Origin of the sequence: Sphingomonas sp. STIS6.2 (genome assembly GCF_000732685.2) — a bacterium.
GTDB classification, from domain to species: Bacteria; Pseudomonadota; Alphaproteobacteria; order Sphingomonadales; family Sphingomonadaceae; genus Sphingomonas; species Sphingomonas aerolata.
The window spans coordinates 473,134-491,037 of the sequence record NZ_JPDP02000159.1; the positions used below are offsets into that span (position 1 = coordinate 473,134).

16 protein-coding genes are annotated in these 17,904 nt (G+C 67.3%); 9 read left to right on the forward strand and 7 right to left on the reverse strand.

Annotation, left to right across the window (positions count from 1 at the left end; translation table 11 throughout):
* Position 1 precedes the first annotated feature (1 nt).
* Positions 2-565, reverse strand: a complete 564-nt coding sequence (locus sphst_RS16995; protein ID WP_031394328.1) for a type 1 glutamine amidotransferase domain-containing protein — start codon at positions 563-565, stop codon at positions 2-4.
* 86 nt (positions 566-651) lie between these two features.
* Here sphst_RS16995 and sphst_RS17000 point away from each other — a divergent pair, with 86 nt between their 5' ends.
* Together sphst_RS17000 and sphst_RS17005 are read left to right on the forward strand one after the other, a co-directional pair.
* Positions 652-1,683, forward strand: coding sequence for a DNA topoisomerase IB (locus sphst_RS17000; RefSeq protein ID WP_051916402.1), 1,032 nt, complete (start codon positions 652-654; stop codon positions 1,681-1,683).
* A gap of 11 nt (positions 1,684-1,694) precedes the next feature.
* Entirely contained in the window at positions 1,695-2,870 is a 1,176-nt protein-coding gene (locus sphst_RS17005; protein WP_031394326.1) for a mechanosensitive ion channel family protein, read from the forward strand.
* A 320-nt stretch (positions 2,871-3,190) separates the two neighbouring features.
* On the opposite strand, the gene putA is transcribed toward sphst_RS17005, so the two are convergent.
* Positions 3,191-6,241, reverse strand: a complete 3,051-nt coding sequence (putA, locus tag sphst_RS17010; RefSeq protein ID WP_234387737.1) for a bifunctional proline dehydrogenase/L-glutamate gamma-semialdehyde dehydrogenase PutA — start codon at positions 6,239-6,241, stop codon at positions 3,191-3,193.
* Positions 6,242-6,374: 133 nt separating this feature from the next.
* On the opposite strand from putA, the gene sphst_RS17015 reads away from it, so the two are divergent.
* The 3 genes from sphst_RS17015 to sphst_RS17025 all read left to right on the forward strand — a co-directional run bounded on the left by sphst_RS17015 (position 6,375) and on the right by sphst_RS17025 (position 8,625).
* Positions 6,375-6,833, forward strand: a complete 459-nt coding sequence (locus sphst_RS17015; RefSeq protein ID WP_031394541.1) for a MaoC family dehydratase — start codon at positions 6,375-6,377, stop codon at positions 6,831-6,833.
* Positions 6,834-6,885: 52 nt separating this feature from the next.
* The gene (locus sphst_RS17020; RefSeq protein ID WP_031394542.1) at positions 6,886-8,064 is read left to right on the forward strand and encodes an acetyl-CoA C-acyltransferase; all 1,179 of its coding nucleotides are present in this window, start codon (positions 6,886-6,888) and stop codon (positions 8,062-8,064) included.
* Between the two features lie 78 nt (positions 8,065-8,142).
* Positions 8,143-8,625, forward strand: a complete 483-nt coding sequence (locus tag sphst_RS17025; RefSeq protein ID WP_031394543.1) for a pyridoxamine 5'-phosphate oxidase family protein — start codon at positions 8,143-8,145, stop codon at positions 8,623-8,625.
* Positions 8,626-8,694: 69 nt separating this feature from the next.
* On the opposite strand, the gene sphst_RS17030 is transcribed toward sphst_RS17025, so the two are convergent.
* Positions 8,695-9,927 (reverse strand): polyhydroxyalkanoate depolymerase, encoded by a 1,233-nt coding sequence (locus sphst_RS17030; protein ID WP_031394544.1) that lies wholly within the window; start codon positions 9,925-9,927, stop codon positions 8,695-8,697.
* A gap of 185 nt (positions 9,928-10,112) precedes the next feature.
* Here sphst_RS17030 and sphst_RS17035 point away from each other — a divergent pair, with 185 nt between their 5' ends.
* Positions 10,113-11,888: an ABC transporter transmembrane domain-containing protein gene (locus tag sphst_RS17035; protein ID WP_031394545.1), complete on the forward strand. Its 1,776-nt coding sequence runs from the start codon at positions 10,113-10,115 to the stop codon at positions 11,886-11,888.
* Here sphst_RS17035 and sphst_RS17040 read toward each other — a convergent pair.
* Positions 11,885-12,235, reverse strand: coding sequence for a TfoX/Sxy family protein (locus sphst_RS17040; RefSeq protein ID WP_031394546.1), 351 nt, complete (start codon positions 12,233-12,235; stop codon positions 11,885-11,887). The genes sphst_RS17035 and sphst_RS17040 overlap by 4 nt on opposite strands.
* A gap of 101 nt (positions 12,236-12,336) precedes the next feature.
* Here sphst_RS17040 and sphst_RS17045 point away from each other — a divergent pair, with 101 nt between their 5' ends.
* From sphst_RS17045 to trhO, 3 genes are all read left to right on the forward strand, one after another.
* Positions 12,337-13,494, forward strand: coding sequence for a saccharopine dehydrogenase family protein (locus sphst_RS17045; protein ID WP_031394547.1), 1,158 nt, complete (start codon positions 12,337-12,339; stop codon positions 13,492-13,494).
* A gap of 78 nt (positions 13,495-13,572) precedes the next feature.
* On the forward strand, positions 13,573-14,244 hold the full coding sequence (locus tag sphst_RS17050; RefSeq protein ID WP_037529556.1) for a PAS domain-containing protein: 672 nt from the start codon (positions 13,573-13,575) through the stop codon (positions 14,242-14,244).
* A gap of 71 nt (positions 14,245-14,315) precedes the next feature.
* Positions 14,316-15,308 carry an oxygen-dependent tRNA uridine(34) hydroxylase TrhO gene (gene trhO / locus sphst_RS17055; protein WP_051916323.1) on the forward strand — a complete coding sequence of 331 codons (993 nt, stop codon included), beginning with the start codon at positions 14,316-14,318 and terminating at the stop codon, positions 15,306-15,308.
* A gap of 110 nt (positions 15,309-15,418) precedes the next feature.
* Here the strand turns inward: trhO and sphst_RS17060 are convergent, their stop codons facing one another.
* The 3 genes from sphst_RS17060 to sphst_RS17070 are packed head-to-tail and all read right to left on the reverse strand — an operon-like array spanning position 15,419 to position 17,887.
* Positions 15,419-15,958, reverse strand: coding sequence for an ankyrin repeat domain-containing protein (locus sphst_RS17060; protein ID WP_031393782.1), 540 nt, complete (start codon positions 15,956-15,958; stop codon positions 15,419-15,421).
* Positions 15,951-17,138: a glutathionylspermidine synthase family protein gene (locus tag sphst_RS17065; RefSeq protein ID WP_107045867.1), complete on the reverse strand. Its 1,188-nt coding sequence runs from the start codon at positions 17,136-17,138 to the stop codon at positions 15,951-15,953. Before sphst_RS17065 ends, sphst_RS17060 begins: the two co-directional genes overlap by 8 nt.
* The gene (locus sphst_RS17070; RefSeq protein WP_056407847.1) at positions 17,138-17,887 is read right to left on the reverse strand and encodes a PspA/IM30 family protein; all 750 of its coding nucleotides are present in this window, start codon (positions 17,885-17,887) and stop codon (positions 17,138-17,140) included. The genes sphst_RS17065 and sphst_RS17070 overlap by 1 nt, the downstream gene beginning before the upstream one ends.
* Positions 17,888-17,904 lie beyond the last annotated feature (17 nt).

Genomic DNA, 17,904 nt, shown 5'->3' on the forward strand with positions numbered 1-17,904 from the left:
GTCAGTCGACCGGCTCGTCCGCCAGTTCTTCCTCGAGCGCGGCGATGATCGCCTTGTTGAACGCGGGGATGTCGTCAGGCTTGCGGCTGGTGATCAGATTGTCGTCGACCACGACCTCCTCGTCGACCACGTCCGCACCGGCATTCTCCAGATCGGTGCGGATCGACGGAAAGCTCGTCAGCCGACGCCCGTCGATCACATCCGCCTCGGCGAGCAGCCAGGGCGCATGGCAGATCGCGGCGACGATCTTGCCGTCCTCCATGAACTCGGTGATGATCTCGATCGCGCGCTCCTGGACGCGCATTGCGTCCGGGTTGGCGACGCCGCCGGGCAGCACCAGCGCGTCGTAATCGTCGGTATCGACCTCGTCGAGCGTCAGCTCGGGGGTAATCGTCTCAGCCTTGTTGATGTCGCCCTTCATGCCCTGGATCGGGTCGGTCTTGATCGACGCGAGCGTCACCTTCGCGCCCACCGCCTCGAGCGCCTTCTTGGGTTCGAACAGCTCGACGGTCTCGAAACCGTCGGTGGCGAGGATCAGAATGCGTGCCTGGGAAAGATCGGCCATGTCATGTCTCCAGTGAAATCCCGTGCCCCCTCAACCCCGCGCCGCGCGGGTCGTTCCGGAACGATGCGCCCGCCCGAACATTTCGAATGGCGACCGGAAGGAACGACGCGTTGCCCAGCAGACTCGTATATTCAGATGACAGCAAACCCGGCATTTCCCGCCGCAAGATGCGCGCCGGCTGGGGCTATTGGGACGCATCGGGCACCCGCATCACCGACCGCGACGAGATCGACCGGCTGAACGCGGTCGGCCTGCCCCCCGCCTACAGCAACGCCTGGTTCTGCCCCAAGCCCAATGGTCATATCCAGGCGGTCGGCTGGGACGAGAAGGGTCGCAAGCAATATCGCTATCACGCCGGCTTCCGCGAGGCGCAGGATGCCGCGAAATACGAACGCTGCGCCAATTTCGGTCTCGCCCTCCCGAAGCTGCGCAAGGCGGTCGAGGCCGATCTGCGCAAACGCTCGCTCAGCCGCGACCGCGCCGTCGCCGCGGTTCTCCGCCTGCTCGACGGCGGGCATATCCGTATCGGGAACGAGGCCTATGCCGCCGCGAACGAGAGTTTCGGCGCGACCACGCTCCGCAAGCGCCACGGCGCGGTGAAGGGCGCCACGCTCCGGCTCGAATATAAGGGCAAGTCGGGCAAGATGCGCACGCTCAGGATCACCGATCGCTCGCTCAGCAGCTTCGTGAAGAAATGCCAGGACCTCGACGAACAGCATCTCTTCGCCTGGCTCGACGATGACGGCGTCGCGCATCCCGTCACGTCGAGCGACGTCAACGCCTATATCCAGGCGGTCACCGGGACCGATTTCACCGCCAAGCACTTCCGCACCTGGGCAGCCAGCGTCGCCGCGTTCGAGGCGCTTGCCTCGGCCGAGCGCGATCTCAGCCTGAAGGCGATGCTCGAGCCGGTCGTCGCGCGGCTCGGCAACACCCATGCCATCGCGCGGAAAAGCTATGTCCACCCCGCCCTGATCGACCTCGTCAAACAGGGCCAGTCGACCTTCCGCAAGGCGCTCCGCCTCCCGCGCGCCAAGCGCTATCTCAGCCGGGAGGAATGCGGCCTAATCGCCTTCCTCGAAGCCGGCACGCCCGCGACCATCGCCGTCGCGGCCTGACGAGTATCCAGATGTCCAATACCAACAGCGTCGCCAAAGCCCCCATCTTCAACGCGAGCGATGTCGGCAGCCAGGCACAGGGCTTCGTCACCGCCAGCCTCGCCTGGGTCCAGGCCTATTGGCTGCAGATCCTGATCGCGTTCGGCGCCGGCGCGCTGATCGTCCTCGCGCTCCACACCGCACGCCGCTTCGGCAGCCGGCTGTGCGAACGCCCGCGCGCGCTCAACGGCTGGGGGATCGTCGTCGGCAAGGCGGTCTCGCGGACCAGCAACTTCTTCATCGTCATGCTCGCTGCCAAGCTCGTCGACGGTTATTCCGCCGCACCGGGCGAGGTCGCGACCACGGTCAACTTCCTCTTCACCGTCGCCGCGGTGTTCCAGGTCGCGGTCTGGGTGCGCGAGATCATCCTCGGCGCGATCGAGCACCGCACCCAGTCCGAACATTATTCGGGTGAGGCGCTGCTGTCGGCGATGGGGCTGATCCGCCTGCTCGTCACCTTCGTCGTGTTCGCGGTTGCGATGGTCGTCGTGCTCGACAATCTCGGCGTCAACGTGACCGGGCTCGTCGCGGGCCTCGGCGTCGGCGGCATCGCGATCGGTCTGGCCGCGCAGGGCATCTTCGCCGACCTGTTCGCCGCGCTCGCGATCATCTTCGACCGCCCGTTCCGCCGCGGCGACTCGATCAGCTACGACACCGCCTCGGGCAGCGTCGAGGCGATCGGCCTGAAATCGACGCGCATCCGCGGTATCGACGGCGAGGAGCGCGTGATCTCGAACAAGAACCTCCTCAACAAGGAGATCCTCAACAACACGCAGCGCAACCATCGCCGTGCGAAGTTCATCATCGGCGTTACCTATTTCACCCCCGCCGAAATCTGCGCGCGCATCCCCGACATGCTGAAGGACGTGGTCGAGGCGCAGGGCAAGATCTTCGTGCGTGCAGGCTTCACCGGCTTCGGCGCATCGAGCCTCGATTTCGAGGTCCAGTTCGACAGCGACGGCCCCGACTATGCCAGCTTCTACAACGGCCGCACCGCCGTCGGCATCGCCATCCTCCAGCGGTTCAACGACGAGAAGATCGAGATCGCCTTCCCCACCCAGGTCAACCTCACCGCCGCCCCGGACGGGTCGATGGTGATGCCATTCCCGGAGGTGCAACAGTTGCGCGCGAATACACCATCCACCTGACGCCGCCCCGGAAGTGACGGAACTCGCCACACCAACCCATTACACCTCCCCGGCGAAGGCCGGGGCCCAGTTGGTGAGGCCGCAGTAACGGAACGCACCCGTCGTCAATAACGTCCTCCAACTGGGCCCCGGCCTCCGCCGGGGAGGATTCAGGAAGCGCGGCAGGTCTCATACAAGATAAAGCCCACCCCCCTCCGTCATCCCCGCGAAGGCGGGGATCCATATCCTCAACGGACCACGATACCCCCCACCGCCAGCCACTATGGATCCCCGCCTACGCGGGGATGACGAGGCGAAGGAAAATAGGCGAAAAACCCCCCTCAGATCCCACCCTCATCCAGCGACAGCAACGTCGCATTCCCGCCCGCCGACGTCGTATCCACCGACACCGCGCGCTCCGCACAGAAGCGGTAGAGATAGCGCGGCCCGCCTGCCTTCGGCCCCGTCCCCGACAGCCCCTCGCCGCCGAACGGCTGTGACCCGACCACCGCACCGATCATCGACCGGTTGATGTACAGGTTCCCGACCGCCGCCTCTGCCTCGATCACCTCGGCCGCGCGCGCGATCCGGCTGTGCAGCCCCATCGTCAGGCCGTACCCCTTGGCGTTGACCCGCGCGATCGTCTCGCTCAGCTTGCCCGCCTCCCAAGTCGCGACATGGAGGATCGGCCCGAACCACTCCTCGTTCAGATCCTCGATCGCGCCGATCCGCAACAAAGTCGGCGGCACGAACAGGCCGTCGGCGGGCACGTCGAGCGTCTTGACGGTCTTCGCCGCCACCCGCGCGCGATACGCCATCAGCCGGTCATAGGCGGCCTGGTCGATCACCGGACCGACATCGGTCGCCGGATCGCCCGCACGGCCGATCCTCAGCGTGTCCATCGCCCCCGACAGCATCTCGATCACGCCGTCGGCGATATCCTCCTGCACCAGCAACAGCCGCAGCGCCGAGCAACGCTGCCCCGCCGAACGGAAGGACGAAGCGATCACGTCCGCCACCACCTGTTCGGGCAGCGCGGTCGAGTCGACGATCATCGCGTTGATCCCGCCGGTCTCCGCGATCAGCGGCACGATCGGCCGGCTGTCGTCCTCGAGCAGCGCGCGGGCGATCTTGCGCGCGGTCGCGGTCGAGCCGGTGAACGCGACGCCCTGAATGCGCGCGTCCGCGGTCAGCGCCGCGCCGACCTCGGGCCCACCCGTGACCAGGACCAGCACGTCGGCCGGCACGCCGGCTTCGTGCGCAAGCTCGACTGCCCGCGCGGCGATCCGCGGCGTCTGCGGCGCGGGCTTGGCCACCACCGCATTGCCTGTGACGAGCGCCGCCACCGTCTGCCCCAGGAAGATCGCCAGCGGGAAGTTCCACGGCGCGATCGTCGCCCAGACCCCGCGCCCCTCGATATGCAGCATGTTGCGCTCGCCCGTCGGCCCCGGCAGCTCGATCGGCTGCAGCTTGGCGCGCGCCTGCTGCGCATAATAGCGGCAGAAATCCACCGCCTCGCGCACCTCGCCGATCGCGTCGGGGATCGTCTTGAACGCCTCCTGCACACAGATCGCCATCAGCTCGTCGCGATGCTTTTCGAGCAGGTCGGCCAGCCGATCGAGACACGCCGCGCGCTCTTCGACCGGCGACCGCGACCAGCCCGGGAACGCCGCATGCGCGCGGGTGATGGCGGCCGTAACCTGATCCCCACCCAACCCTTCTGCTCCCCCCCGGCGAAGGCCGGGGTCCAGTTGGGAAAGCTGCCGTGACGACGCGCCGTCCTCCGTCACACCACCGCCCCCAACTGGGCCCCGGCCTTCGCCGGGGTGGTGCCCTGACGAAGCGATCGGCGCATTCACCACCTTCACGGTCGCCGCCAGCGTATCCACGTCACTCAGGTCGAGCCCCGCCGAATTCCGGTGCCCGCCCGCCCCGAACAGGTCGACCGGCAACGGAATGCTCGGATGCCGCTTGCCCCCGACCGCCGCGATCTTCGCCACCGGATCCGCGAGGATCTCCCCCTCGGTCAGTCGCTCGTCCGCCAGCTGATGCACGAAGCTCGAATTCGCCCCATTCTCCAACAGACGCCGGACGAGATACGCTAGCAGGTCGCGGTGCCCGCCGACCGGCGCATAGACGCGGCAGTGATAGCCATTCTCCTGCACCAGCCGCTCGTACAGCCCGTCGCCCATGCCGTGCAGCCGCTGGAACTCGAAATCGCGGCTGTTGCCCGCCCATTCCATGATCGTCGCGACCGTCAGCGCATTGTGGCTCGCAAAGGCCGGCCGGATATTCTCCGCCGCCAGCATGTCCTTGGCGACCGCCAGATACGAGACGTCGGTCGCCGCCTTGCGCGTGAACAGCGGATAGTCCGCCAGCCCCTCGACCTGCGTCCGCTTGATCTCGCTGTCCCAATAGGCGCCCTTGACCAGCCGCACGTTCATCACCCGGTCGAGCCCGTTCGCCCATGCGATCACCGGCCGCGCGCGCTTACCATACGCCTGCACCGCCATGCCGAACCCGTCCCAGCCCTTCAGCGACGGCAGCCCGGCGACCGTGCCGATGATGTCGAGACTCATCTCGAGCCGCTCGGATTCCTCCGCATCGACGGTCAGCGCGATGCCCTTCGACGCCGCCTGCACCGCCAGCGCCTCGAGCATCTCGGTCAGCGCGGGCACGCACTCGCTCCACCGCGCAACCTCGTAGCGCGGGTGGAGCGCCGACAGCTTGACCGAGATCGAATGCCCCGCCGCCGGATCGCGCCCGACCGCATCGACCGCACCGACATAGGCCTGGAAATAGCGCTGCGCATCGGCATGCGTCCGCGCCGCTTCGCCCAGCATGTCGAAGCTCGCGGTGAAGCCCTTGTTCTCGGGCCGCCGCATCCGCTTCATCGCCTCGTCGATGGTCCGGCCCATCACGAAGATCTCGCCCATCATCTTCATCGCGGCACCGACCGCCTGGCGCACGAACGGCTCGCCCGCCCGGCTGATCAGCCGGCGCAGCGGCCCGGTCGCGCCCTCGCCGACCAGCACGCGGCCGACCACCAGCCCCCAGGTCGCCGAATTGACGAGCTTCGAATTCGACTTGCCCGCATGCGCACGCCAGTCGGCATCGCCCAGCTTGTCCGCGATCAGCAGGTCTGCGGTCTCGGGATCGGGCACGCGCAAAAACGCCTCAGCCAGCGAGAGCAACGCGACCCCTTCCGACGAATTCAGCCGATATTCCTGGAGGAACTGGTTCACCCAGCCCTTGCTCTGCGCCGCGCGCAGATCGGCGAGCAGGCCGAGCGCATGCCCCATCACCCGCTCGCGCGAATCCGAATCGAGCGCGGCACGCTCCAGCAACGGTTTTAGAACATCGGGTTCGCTTGCGCGGTACAGCTTTGCCATGGTGTTACGGGCATTGGACGTTACGGCAGTCGACATTTTCCAGCTTCCGGTTGGGTGAGGCTTGCGGTCGGCCAGCCTGTACGCCTAGAGACGTCGCTGCGCTTAGCGCCAAACAGGCTAGGAGGGGAATGCCGTGGCGACGATCACCACTGCCGAGATGCAGAACCGCGTCGGCACCGAGACGCTGTCCGACTGGGTCGAGGTCACGCAAGGCATGATCGACAAGTTCGCCGACGCCACCGGCGACCATCAGTTCATCCATGTCGATCCCGCCCGCGCGGCGCAGACCCCGTTCGGCGGGACGATCGCGCACGGCTTCCTCACGCTCTCGCTGATGCCGCTCCTGTCGTCGAAGATCCCCGACGCGCCGACCATCGAGGGCGCGAAGATGGGCGTCAATTACGGCGGCAATTCGGTCCGCTTCCTCACGCCCGTCCGGTCGGGATCGAAGCTCCGCGGCCGCTTCAAGCTGCTGTCGTTCGACGAGAAGCGCCCCGGCCAGTGGCAGCAGACCAACAGCTTCGCGGTCGAGATCGAGGGCCAGGACAAGCCCGCCCTGATCGCCGAATGGATCAGCCAGGTTTTCGTTTGATACCGCTCCCCTCGCGCTTGCGGGAGGGGACTTCAGAAAAAAGGATAGCATCATGCGTTCAGCCGTCATCGTCTCCACCGCCCGCACCCCGATCGGCCGCGCCTATCGCGGTGCGTTCAACAACACCCCCGCGCCGACGCTCGCCTCGCATTCGATCAAGGCCGCGGTCGAACGCGCCGGGATCGACGGGGGCGAAGTCGACGACGTCGTCTTCGGCTGCGCGCTGCAGCAGGGGCATCAGGCGGGCAACATCGCGCGCACCTCGCTGCTCCGCGCCGGGCTGCCGACGACGGTCAGCGGCATGTCGCTCGACCGTCAGTGCGCCAGCGGGCTGATGGCGATCGCCACCGCCGCCAAGCAGATCATCACCGACCAGATGGACATCACCATCGGTGGCGGGGTCGAGAGCATCAGTCTCGTCCAGACGCCGCAGATGCGCGTCGCACCCGATCCCGAACTGCTCGCGATGCACCGCGACGTCTATATGCCGATGCTCCAGACCGCCGAGGTCGTCGCCAAGCGCTACGGCATCACGCGCGACGCGATGGACGCCTATGCACTCCAGTCGCAGCAGCGCACCGCCGCCGCGCAGGCCGCGGGCTATTACGACGCCGAGATCGTCCCCGTCACCGCGAACATGGCGATCGTCAACAAGGAGACCAAGGACGTCACCTACAAGGAGGTGACGATCGCCCGCGACGAGGGCAACCGCGCCGACACGACGCTCGAGGGTCTCCAGTCGTTGAAACCCGTGATGGGCCCCGACATGACGATCACCGCGGGCAACGCCAGCCAGCTGTCCGACGGGTCGTCCGCCTCGGTCCTGATGGAGGAAAAGATCGCGTCGCAGCGCGGGCTCCAGCCGCTCGGCCGCTATATCGGCATGGCGGTCGGCGGCACCGAACCCGACGAGATGGGGATCGGCCCGGTCGTCGCGATTCCCAAGCTGCTCAAGCGCTTCGGTCTCAAGATGGACGATATCGGCCTGTGGGAGCTGAACGAGGCGTTCGCGGTCCAGGTCCTCTATTGCCGCGACACGCTCGGCATTCCCGACGAGCTGCTCAACGTCAGCGGCGGCGCGATCTCGATCGGCCATCCCTACGGCATGACCGGCGCGCGCGCGACCGGCCATGCGCTGATCGAGGGCAAGCGTCGCGGCGCAAAGCATGTCGTCGTGACGATGTGCGTCGGCGGCGGCATGGGCGCGGCGGGCCTGTTCGAAGTCCTGTGATGCTCGCGGGGCGGCGGTGGCAACCATCCTCCGCCCCGCCCGTTCTCTGTGGCAATCCAAGCCAATAGGAGAACGACGATGGCCGACAAGGATACCCCGCAGGAAGTCGCGAACACCTTCCTCGACAAGTTGAAGTCCAGCCCGTTCGTGATGATCGGCCTCGACGATGGCCAGCATTCCGAGCCGATGACCGCGCAGCTTGATGACGATCAGCCCAACGTGCTGTTCTTCTTCGCTGGTCGCGACAACCGCATCGCCAAGGGCGGCGCGGCGATGGCGCAGTTCGTCGGCAAGGGGCATGATTTCTTCGCATGCATGGCCGGCACGGTCTCGCAGATGAACGATCGTACGCAGATCGACAAGCTGTGGAACAACCAGGTCGAGGCCTGGTTTCCGGGCGGCAAGGAAGACCCCAACCTCACGCTGCTGCGCTTCGACATCAACAGCGCGGAGCTCTGGGAAACCGACATCTCGCTGACCGGACGCGTCAAGATGCTGTTCGGCGGCACGATCACGTCGAGCGAGTCGAGCAGCCACGCAGTCGTCGACTCGGTCGGCTGACCCAGATACCGATCGTGACCGCCGGTTTCAGGACCGGCGGTCGCGATTGACCTTGTTAGTACCGGATTCTTATCCGTTCGCGGTGATGAACTCCTCGACCACCGGCGCGATCGTGTTGCGCCAGCGCGATCCGTTGAAGATCCCGTAATGGCCGGCCCCCTCGGCGATCAGATAGCGCTTCTTTTCCTCGGGCAGAGCGGTCGCCAGCGACAGCGCCGCCTTGGTCTGCCCCAGCCCCGAAATATCGTCGCGCTCGCCCTCGATCGCCAACAGGCCGATATCGGTGATAGCCGCCGGATCAACCGGCCTTCCGCGGTGCGTCAGCAGGCCGCGAGGCAGCGCGTGGGTCTGGAACACCACGTCGATCGTCTGCAGATAGAATTCGGCGGTCATGTCGCAGACCGAGCGATATTCCTCGTAGAATCCCTTGCTCGCCATCGCGCTCTCGCCGTCGCCCTGGACGAGATGCTTATACATCTCCCAATGCGAGACCATGTGGTTGCCGAGGTTCATCGACATGAAGCCGGCAAGCTGCAGGAAGCCCGGATAGACCTTGCGCCCCGCGCCCGGATAATTCGCCGGCACCGTCGCGATGACATTCTGTTCGAACCACGTATGCGGACGCTCGGTCGCCAGCGTGTTGACCGCGGTCGGCGCCTCGCGCGTGTCGACCGGCCCGCCCATCAGCGTCAGCGTCTTCGGCCGGCACGGGTTGCCGTCCGCGCTCATCAGCGCCGCCGCGGCATAGCAGGGCACCGAAGGCTGGCAGACTGCCAGCATATGCGTGCCGCCCTGCCCCTCGTTCGCACCGATCGCCTCGAGGAACGCGATCACGTAATCGATATAATCGTCGAGATCGAACCGCCCGGCGGACAGCGGCACGCTGCGCGCGTCGCGCCAGTCGGTGATGTACACATCGGCGAACGGCAGCATCCGCTCGACCGTGCCGCGCAGCAGAGTCGCATAATGCCCCGACATGGGCGCGACGATCAGCAGCTTGGGTCCGCCCTCGACGCCCTCCCGCACGAACCGCTTGAGCTGGCCGAAATCCTTGCGCAGCACGATCTCCTCGCGGACCGCGAATTCACGTCCGTCGATGATCGTGTGGTCGAGGCCGAACGCCGGCTTTCCGCGAGTCGCATTGACGTGCGCGAACACCTCCAGCGCCGATCCGACGACCGCGCCGCCGCCCAAATAGGCGAATGGGTTTGCTGGATTGTTCAGCATTCCCGCCCCGAAACTGGCCATTCTGCTGGCGCCTGCCATCATCGACCGCTGAAATTCATAGGCATCGTAGAGCATTCGGTATCCTCTACCCCAAAAGGGGTTAACATTTCCGTAACGCAATTATGCTGCCGCGCAACAGAGCATTGCCGGGACACGGGCGCGCGCGTGTCCCAATCCCGTGCGCGTCCTGCTCGTCCAACGTCCCGGCCGGCATGCGGTTGCCGTTGAGCGTGACCCCCGCCGCTGCTAGGCGATCCGCCATGGCCAAGCCGATACTCGACGAAAAGACGCCCCGCCGGATCGGCGACCTTGCAATGGTGTGGCGACATGCCGCGAACTACCCGCGCCAGATCACCTTTGCGGGACTCGCGCTGGTAACCACCTCGGCCGCGACGATCGGCATACCCTATGGCTTCAAGCGCGTGATCGACCGCGGCTTCGGCCCGGGCGCGAGCGGATCGGTCGGGACCTCGTTCCATTACCTGCTCATGATCGTCGTCGTGCTCGCGGTCGCGACCGCGGTGCGCTTCTATTATGTGTCGTGGCTCGGCGAACGGGTCGTCGCGGACATCCGCACCACGGTCCAGCGTCACCTGCTCACCTTGACGCCGCGATTCTTCGAGGAGAATCGCCCGTCGGAGATCGCCTCGCGGCTGACCTCGGACACTGCGCTGATCGACCAGGTCGTCGGCAGCACCGTCTCGATCGCGCTGCGCAACACCTTCACCGGGGTCGGCGGGCTGATCTACCTGTTCGCGATCTCGCCCAAGCTCGCCGGGCTGCTGATGATCGGCATCCCCCTGATCGTCCTGCCGATCGCGCTGCTCGGCAAGCGCGTCCGCAATTACTCGCGCACTTCGCAGGACCGCGTCGCCGATGTCGGGTCGATCGCCACCGAGACGCTCGGCGCGATGAAGGTCGTGCAGGCGTTCGGGCAGGAAGACCGCGAGGCGACCCGCTTTGGTGACGCGGTGCGCGCGACCTTCGCCGCGGCGCGTGCGCGAATCCTGTTGCGCGCGATCATGACCGCGATCGTCATCGGCCTGCTGTTCGGCTCGATCACGCTGGTGCTGTGGGAAGGCGCGGTCGATGTCGCCGCCGGACGGATCAGCGGCGGCGCGATCGCCGCCTTCGTCCTCACCGGCGGGATCGTCGCGGGCGCGTTCGGGGCGCTGACCGAGGTCTATGGCGATCTGCTGCGCGGCGCGGGTGCTGCCGGACGGCTCTCCGAACTGCTCCGCGAACGCCCCGAGATCGCGCCGCCCGCCACGCCCGTCGCGCTGCCGCAGCCGTCGCGTGGTGCGCTCGCCTTCGAGGGCGTCCAATTCCATTACCCCACCCGCCGCGACGTCGCCGCGCTCAACGGCTTCTCGCTCGACATCAGGCCGGGCGAGACGATCGCGGTCGTCGGTCCCTCGGGCGCGGGCAAGACCACCTTGTTCCAGCTCGTCCAGCGCTTCTACGATCCCGATGCGGGCCGCGTGACGCTCGACGGCGTCGACCTGCGCGACGCCGATCCCGCCGCGGTCCGCGCGCGGATCGCGATGGTGCCGCAGGAAACGGTGATTTTCGGCGCCTCGGCGCGCGACAATCTCCGCTATGGCGACTGGACCGCGAGCGACGACCAGCTCTGGGCCGCCGCCGAGGCCGCCAACGCCGCCGAATTCCTCCGCAAGCTGCCCGAGGGCCTCGACACCTTCCTCGGCGAAGGCGGCGCGCGGCTGTCGGGCGGCCAGCGTCAGCGCGTGACGATCGCGCGCGCGCTGCTCCGCGACGCGCCGATCCTGCTGCTCGACGAGGCGACCAGCGCGCTCGACGCGGAGAGCGAACGGCTCGTTCAGGAGGCGCTCGAACGGCTCATGGCGAACCGCACCACGCTCGTCATCGCGCACCGCCTCGCGACGGTCCGCGCCGCCGAACGCATCATCGTGATGAACGACGGCCAGATCGTCGAGGAGGGCTCGCACGGGGCGCTGATGACCAACAGCGGCCTCTATGCGCGGCTGGCCAGCCTGCAGTTCAACGACGCGGCCTAGCCCTTCGGCGGTTTCGCGCGCTTTGGCTTGGGCAGCGGCAGTTCGGCGGCCGAGATCCGGACCATCTCGGCCATCCAGTCGGCATCGTCCCAGCGATCCGCGTCGATCACCAGACAGGGTTTCGCCCCCGGATAGGGCGCTGCTTCCTCGATCGCCGCGCCGTCGCTGCCCGCGAACGCGCGCCCGCCCGGGGTCGGCTTGAGGAACAGCCGGTCATCGCAGATCAGCGCGACCATCCGCCCGTCGCAATAGACGCCATATTCGCCGAACATCGGCCGCGCGGCGACCTCGCCCGCGGCGGCCATCTGCTCGACGATGAACGCGACGATGCTCGGGTCAGAGGCCATTGCGCGATCCTGACAGATCCGTCCCGCCTTGACGAGACGCGGCGTTTCGCTTGCGAGGCGCCGCCGGTCGGGGCAGACTTGCGGCAAAACGGGAGATGGACATGCGCGACTTCGACATCGTCATCTATGGCGCGACCGGCTTCACCGGCCGGCTGGTCGCCGAATATCTGGTCCAGGCCTATCCGACCGGCCTGACCTGGGCGATGGCCGGGCGGTCGCGCACGAAGCTCGAGGAGGTTCGCGACCTGATCGGCGCGCCCGCCGACACGCCGCTCGTCACCGCCGACTCGGCCGATCCGACAAGCCTGCGCGCAATGGTCGAGCGTGCCACCGTCGTGATCTCGACCGTCGGGCCGTACCAGCTCTACGGCTCCGACCTCGTCGCCGCCTGCGCCGCATCGGGCACCGCCTATGTCGATCTGTGCGGCGAGCCCGCCTGGATGCGCCACATGATCGACGCGCACGAGGGAGAGGCCACGCGCACCGGCGCCCGGATCGTCTTCTCCTGCGGCTTCGACAGCATCCCGTTCGATCTCGGCGTCCTCACGCTCCAGGAGGCGGCAAGGGCGCGCTACGGCAGTCCTGCGCCGCGCGTGAAGGGCCGCGTCCGGACGATGAAGGGCACCTTCTCCGGCGGCACCGCGGCCAGCCTCAAGGCGACGCTCGCCGCCGCCGCGCGCGATCCCGGTATCGTCAAGCTGCTGACCAGCCCCTTCGCGCTTACCCCGGGCTTTACCGGGCCGCACCAGCCGAGCGGGCTGATCCCCGAATATGACTCGACGCTCCAGACCTGGGTCGCGCCGTTCGTGATGGCGCCGATCAACACCAAGAACGTCCACCGCACGAATTTCCTGCTCGGCGAGGCGTATGGCGCGGACTTCGTCTATGACGAGATGATGGTCGCGGGGCTCGGCGACATGGGCAAGGCCGCGGCGGAGGCGATCGCGAAGTTCAATCCCTTCGCGGGCGACAAGGGACCGAAGCCCGGCGAAGGCCCCTCCAAGGCCGAACGCGATGAAGGCCATTACGACCTGCTGTTCGCAGGGATCATGCCCGATGGCAGCCGCATCGACACGGTCGTGACGGGCGACCGCGACCCGGGCTATGGATCGACCAGCAAGATGATCGCCGAGGCGGCGATCTGCCTCGTGCGCGATGTCGCGGGCGATGGCGGCATCTGGACGCCGGGCGCGCTGATGGGCGCCAAACTGCGCGACCGGCTGATCGCGCATGCCGGGCTGACCTTCGTCACCAGCTGAGCGATCACGGCGTAAACATTTGATATAAGGGTGATCGCGCCCTATCTGAACGGGGGATTACAAAGGACTCCCGCCTCGATGCTCGTCGGCCATTCCCTGTCGGACCCGAACGGTCTGCTACTGACGATGGACCAGACCGTCGAGGACCTGCTGCAACGGCCGCTTAGCGAACTCGTCGGGCGCTCCTATGCCGACGTCACCCACCCGGACGACCGCGTCCGCAACATCGACCGGGTCACCATGCTAGCCCCCGGCGCGGGCCCGGTCTGCATCCGCAAGCGCTATCTCCAGCCCGGCGGTGCCGCGGTGTGGGTCGACGTCCATGTCTCGCGGCTCGACCGCGGGCTCGAGGCCGGCCGGCTCGTCGGCACGCTCTACCTTCCGCAAGCCAAGGCGCTCACCGCGGTGCCCGACGTCGTCATGCCCGAACGGCTCTGGCAGGTCGCGCTGAAGGTCGACCGGAGCCTGCACCGACGACGCGAACAGCTGGGCGACGACCTGTTCGGCGACCATGCCTGGCTCGTGCTGGTGCAGATCTATCTCGCCGAGGCCGAGGGTCGGGTGATCGATGCGGCGACGCTCGGCGCGCTGTCGCTGCTCGATCTGCCGCGCACGCACCGCTGGATCGGCGCGCTCGCCGAAAAGGGCCTGGTCGAACGCCCCGACTGCAGCGCGGGCGTGATCCAGCTCACCGCCACGGGCCTCGCCAGGACCGAAACCCTGCTCGCCACCTACTCCGACTTGGCGTAACAGCGGCGGCGCCATCTTCGATCCGGACCGTCCTGCCCATGCCTGCCGACCCCTCACCCGCCGCCGAGCCTATGGCGAGCCATCCCGAGTCTCTGGGACCGGTCCGCGTCGCCGCGCTCTATCGCTTCACGCCCTTTGCCGACATCGCCGCGATCAAGCCGCCGCTCGCCGCACTGTGCTGTGCGCAAGGCGTGAAGGGCACGCTGCTGCTCGCAGCCGAGGGGATCAACGGCACGATCGCGGGGAGCGACGCGGCGATCGACACCGTCCTCGCACATATCCGCGCACTGCCCGGCTGTGCCGCGCTCGACGTCAAGGATTCGCGCGCCGAAACGATGCCCTTCCACCGCATGAAGGTCCGGCTGAAGCGCGAGATCGTGACGATGGGCGAACCCGATATCGACCCGCTCGGCGATGTCGGCCGCTATGTCGAGCCCGGCGACTGGAACGCGCTGATCGCCGATCCGGACACGATCGTGATCGACACGCGCAACGATTATGAGGTCGCGGTCGGCAGCTTTGCAGGCGCGATCGACCCGAAGACGCGCAGCTTCCGCGACTTCCCCGCCTGGTTCCGCGAGCACCGCGACCAACTCGTCGGCGACGGCCCGCCGCCGAAGATCGCGATGTTCTGCACCGGCGGGATCCGCTGCGAGAAGTCGACCGCGTTCCTGAAAGCGGAAGGGTTGGACGAGGTCTATCACCTGAAGGGCGGCATCCTCAAATATCTCGAAACCGTGCCCGAGGCGGAGAGCCTGTGGGAAGGCGAATGCTTCGTCTTCGATCAGCGCGTCGCAGTTGGTCACGGCCTCGCGCCCGGCACGCACGGTCTCTGCCACGCCTGCCGCATGCCCGTCAGCCCCGCCGACCGCGCCTCGCCGCTTTATGTCGAGGGGATCAGCTGCCCCGCCTGCCACGACGCCCGCGACGCGACCCAGCGCGCCGGCTATGCCGAACGCGAACGCCAGATGCGCCTCGCCGAAGCCCGCGGCCAGACGCATGTCGGCGCGGTCCTCCCGCAGACGCACGCGGATGACGACGGCCACACCCACCCGTCACCCTAAGGAAAGTCCGGACCAACCCCCTTCCCGTCATCCTGACGAAAGTCAGGATCCAGAGTAACGGGCGGCACCTTCATGACTCTGGATCCTGACTTTCGTCAGGATGACGAGGTTTAGGCCGCGGATCCCAACCCGTGCGAACCCTCAGCAAACCGCGCCGCCAGCGCCGCATTCCCCTGCGACATCGCCAGCGACGCCACACTGTTCCCCGCCGCATCGACAACCGCCGGATCCGCACCCTGCTCGATCAGCAGGTCGATGATCGCCCCCTGATTGAACAACGCCGCCATCATCAGCGCGGTCTGCCCGACGCCGTTGCGCCGGTTCACGTCCGCCCCCGCCGCGATCAGCATCCGCGCGATCGAGGTATAGCCCTTGAAGCACACCCCCATCAGCGCGGTATTGGCGGTGCTCGCCGGATCGCCATCGACCCGTGCGCCCGCGTCGAGCAGCAGCCGCGTCGTCGATTCCTGCGCATTGTAGCTCGCCAGCACGAGCGGGGTGTACCCCCGCGCATCGGTCACCTCGATATCGACCCCGGCCTGCAGGAGCGCCGGGATCATCTCGTCGCGCCCCATCCGCGCGGCATCGAACATCAGTTCGACCAGCCGCTCGATCGGCGGCAACGGGGGCAGCTCGCGTACGTCAGTCATCATTCGCCTCGATGATATGCGGGACGAAGCGCGCCATGTTGCGCGTCACCACCGTCTCATCCTCCCGAACGCCGATCCCCGCGGCTTCGTTGCCGACGATCCACGCCCCGATCACCGGATGCCGCCCGTCGAACACCGGCGGCGGCGCATAGGCCTGGAGAATCGCCCCTTCGGCACCATAGCCCTGGTCGAGAATGGCGGGCGTGCCGCCCTCCCCGCCGACGATCTCGACATTGGCCCCTTCGCGCGAGAATAGCGGCTTGCGGACATGGCGCGGCCCCAGGATCTTCGACGCCGGATCGCCGTCGAAGAACGCGGGCAGCAGGTTCGGGTGCCCGGGATGCCGCTCCCACAACAGCGGCAGGATGCCCTTGTTCGACAGGATCGATTTCCACGCCGGCTCGATCCAGCGCACGTCCGCACGCGACAGGTTCGGCGCATAGGGTTCGCGCAGCATGAACTCCCACGGATAGAGCTTGAACGCCGCCTGCACCTCGAAGCCCTCGGGATCGACGAACCGGCCATCGGCGGCGAGGCCGATATCCTTCATCTCGACGAACTTGGGCTCGATCCCGACCTGGCTCGCCAGATCCTCGAAGAACCGCACCGTCTGGCGGTCCTCGATCGCGGTCGCGTCGGCTGCGAAATGGACGAAGCCACCGCTCGGGAACAGCGCGCGGAAGCGTTCGCGCAGCTTGTCGAACAGGCTGTTGAACTGGTCGGTCCCCGCCGGCATCGCCCCGCTCGCGAGCAGATCCTCGAGCCACATCCACTGGAAGGTCGCGCATTCGAACACCGACGTCGGCGTGTCCGCGTTATATTCGTAGAGCTTGGCCGGCCCCGTCCCGTCATAGGCGAAGTCGAACCGGCCATAGAGCGACGGCTGGCGCGTCCGCCACGTCTCCGCGACATAATTCCACTGCTCGCGCGGGATGGCGAGCCGCTCCATCAGCTGCTGGTCGCGCACCACCTCGTCGACCAGTTCGAGGCACATCGCATGCATCTGTTCGGCGGCCGGTTCGAGATCCTCCTCGATCTCCGCCAGCGTGAAGGCATAGGCGGCGCTCTCGTCCCAATAGGGTTCGATTGCGTCGCCCACCGCCGTGCCGTGATAGACGAACCCGATCGCGTCGGCCCGTTCGCGCCAGTCGCCGCGCGGGTCGACCGCGATCCGGCGCATCAGTTGTCCTGCGTCTTGCTGTCGTCGCGCTGCTCGATCCGCAGCGTCTGCCCGAGCTGGTCGGTCTTGGGCGCGGTCAGCCGGGCGAGCACGTCGTCCGCGGACGACTGACCCGGCAGGATCCCCGCCTGGCGCAGCTTCTCGTCGAGATCCGCACCGGTGCGCCGGTCCTCGAGCTCGCCGGCCGCCTTGATCCGCTCGCCGCGGATCGCCTGCCGCTCGCGGATCCGCGCAAGGCTGTCCGCCGCGGAGCCCAGCTTGTTGCCCGCGCCGATGCTGCCCGATGCGACCGTCGCCTGCGCCTTCTGCACCGACTCGTTGACCTTGACGACCTCGACCTCGCGGCGGAGCTGTTCGATCTTGCGGTCGGTCTGCGCGACCGCGGTGTGGATCTGCTCCTCGGCGGCGCGCATGTCCTCGACCTGCGGGCTCTTCAGCGCGATGTCCTGTTCGAGATCGGCGATCCGCTGCGCGACCTGCCGTGCAAGGTCCATATTGCCCTTCTCGACCGCGATCCGCGCCGAGGCCTCGTATTTCGCGGCCTGCGCGCGGAAGCTCTCGACCTCGGTTTCGAGGATGCGACGGCGGGCGACCAGCCCGGCCAGGTCGTCGCGCGCTTTCCCTTGCGCCTTGTCCGCGTCGCGGATCTCCTGGTCGAGGATTCGCAGGGCGTTCGCGTCGACGACCGCCGCGCCGGCTTCATGCGCGCTCGCCCGGCCGAGGGTGAAAATCTTGCTCCAGATGGCCATGCCAGTCTCTCCGTATG

What these genes read in the sequence shown, in the direction of transcription:
- sphst_RS16995 (WP_031394328.1), bottom strand. Translation starts at nt 565, where the DNA reads ATGGCCGATCTTTCCCAGGCACGCATTCTGATCCTCGCCACCGACGGT.
- sphst_RS17000 (WP_051916402.1), top strand. Translation starts at nt 652, where the DNA reads ATGGCGACCGGAAGGAACGACGCGTTGCCCAGCAGACTCGTATATTCA.
- sphst_RS17005 (WP_031394326.1), top strand. Translation starts at nt 1,695, where the DNA reads ATGTCCAATACCAACAGCGTCGCCAAAGCCCCCATCTTCAACGCGAGC.
- putA (WP_234387737.1), bottom strand. Translation starts at nt 6,241, where the DNA reads ATGGCAAAGCTGTACCGCGCAAGCGAACCCGATGTTCTAAAACCGTTG.
- sphst_RS17020 (WP_031394542.1), top strand. Translation starts at nt 6,886, where the DNA reads ATGCGTTCAGCCGTCATCGTCTCCACCGCCCGCACCCCGATCGGCCGC.
- sphst_RS17025 (WP_031394543.1), top strand. Translation starts at nt 8,143, where the DNA reads ATGGCCGACAAGGATACCCCGCAGGAAGTCGCGAACACCTTCCTCGAC.
- sphst_RS17030 (WP_031394544.1), bottom strand. Translation starts at nt 9,927, where the DNA reads ATGCTCTACGATGCCTATGAATTTCAGCGGTCGATGATGGCAGGCGCC.
- sphst_RS17035 (WP_031394545.1), top strand. Translation starts at nt 10,113, where the DNA reads ATGGCCAAGCCGATACTCGACGAAAAGACGCCCCGCCGGATCGGCGAC.
- sphst_RS17040 (WP_031394546.1), bottom strand. Translation starts at nt 12,235, where the DNA reads ATGGCCTCTGACCCGAGCATCGTCGCGTTCATCGTCGAGCAGATGGCC.
- sphst_RS17045 (WP_031394547.1), top strand. Translation starts at nt 12,337, where the DNA reads ATGCGCGACTTCGACATCGTCATCTATGGCGCGACCGGCTTCACCGGC.
- sphst_RS17050 (WP_037529556.1), top strand. Translation starts at nt 13,573, where the DNA reads ATGCTCGTCGGCCATTCCCTGTCGGACCCGAACGGTCTGCTACTGACG.
- trhO (WP_051916323.1), top strand. Translation starts at nt 14,316, where the DNA reads ATGGCGAGCCATCCCGAGTCTCTGGGACCGGTCCGCGTCGCCGCGCTC.
- sphst_RS17060 (WP_031393782.1), bottom strand. Translation starts at nt 15,958, where the DNA reads ATGACTGACGTACGCGAGCTGCCCCCGTTGCCGCCGATCGAGCGGCTG.
- sphst_RS17065 (WP_107045867.1), bottom strand. Translation starts at nt 17,138, where the DNA reads ATGCGCCGGATCGCGGTCGACCCGCGCGGCGACTGGCGCGAACGGGCC.
- sphst_RS17070 (WP_056407847.1), bottom strand. Translation starts at nt 17,887, where the DNA reads ATGGCCATCTGGAGCAAGATTTTCACCCTCGGCCGGGCGAGCGCGCAT.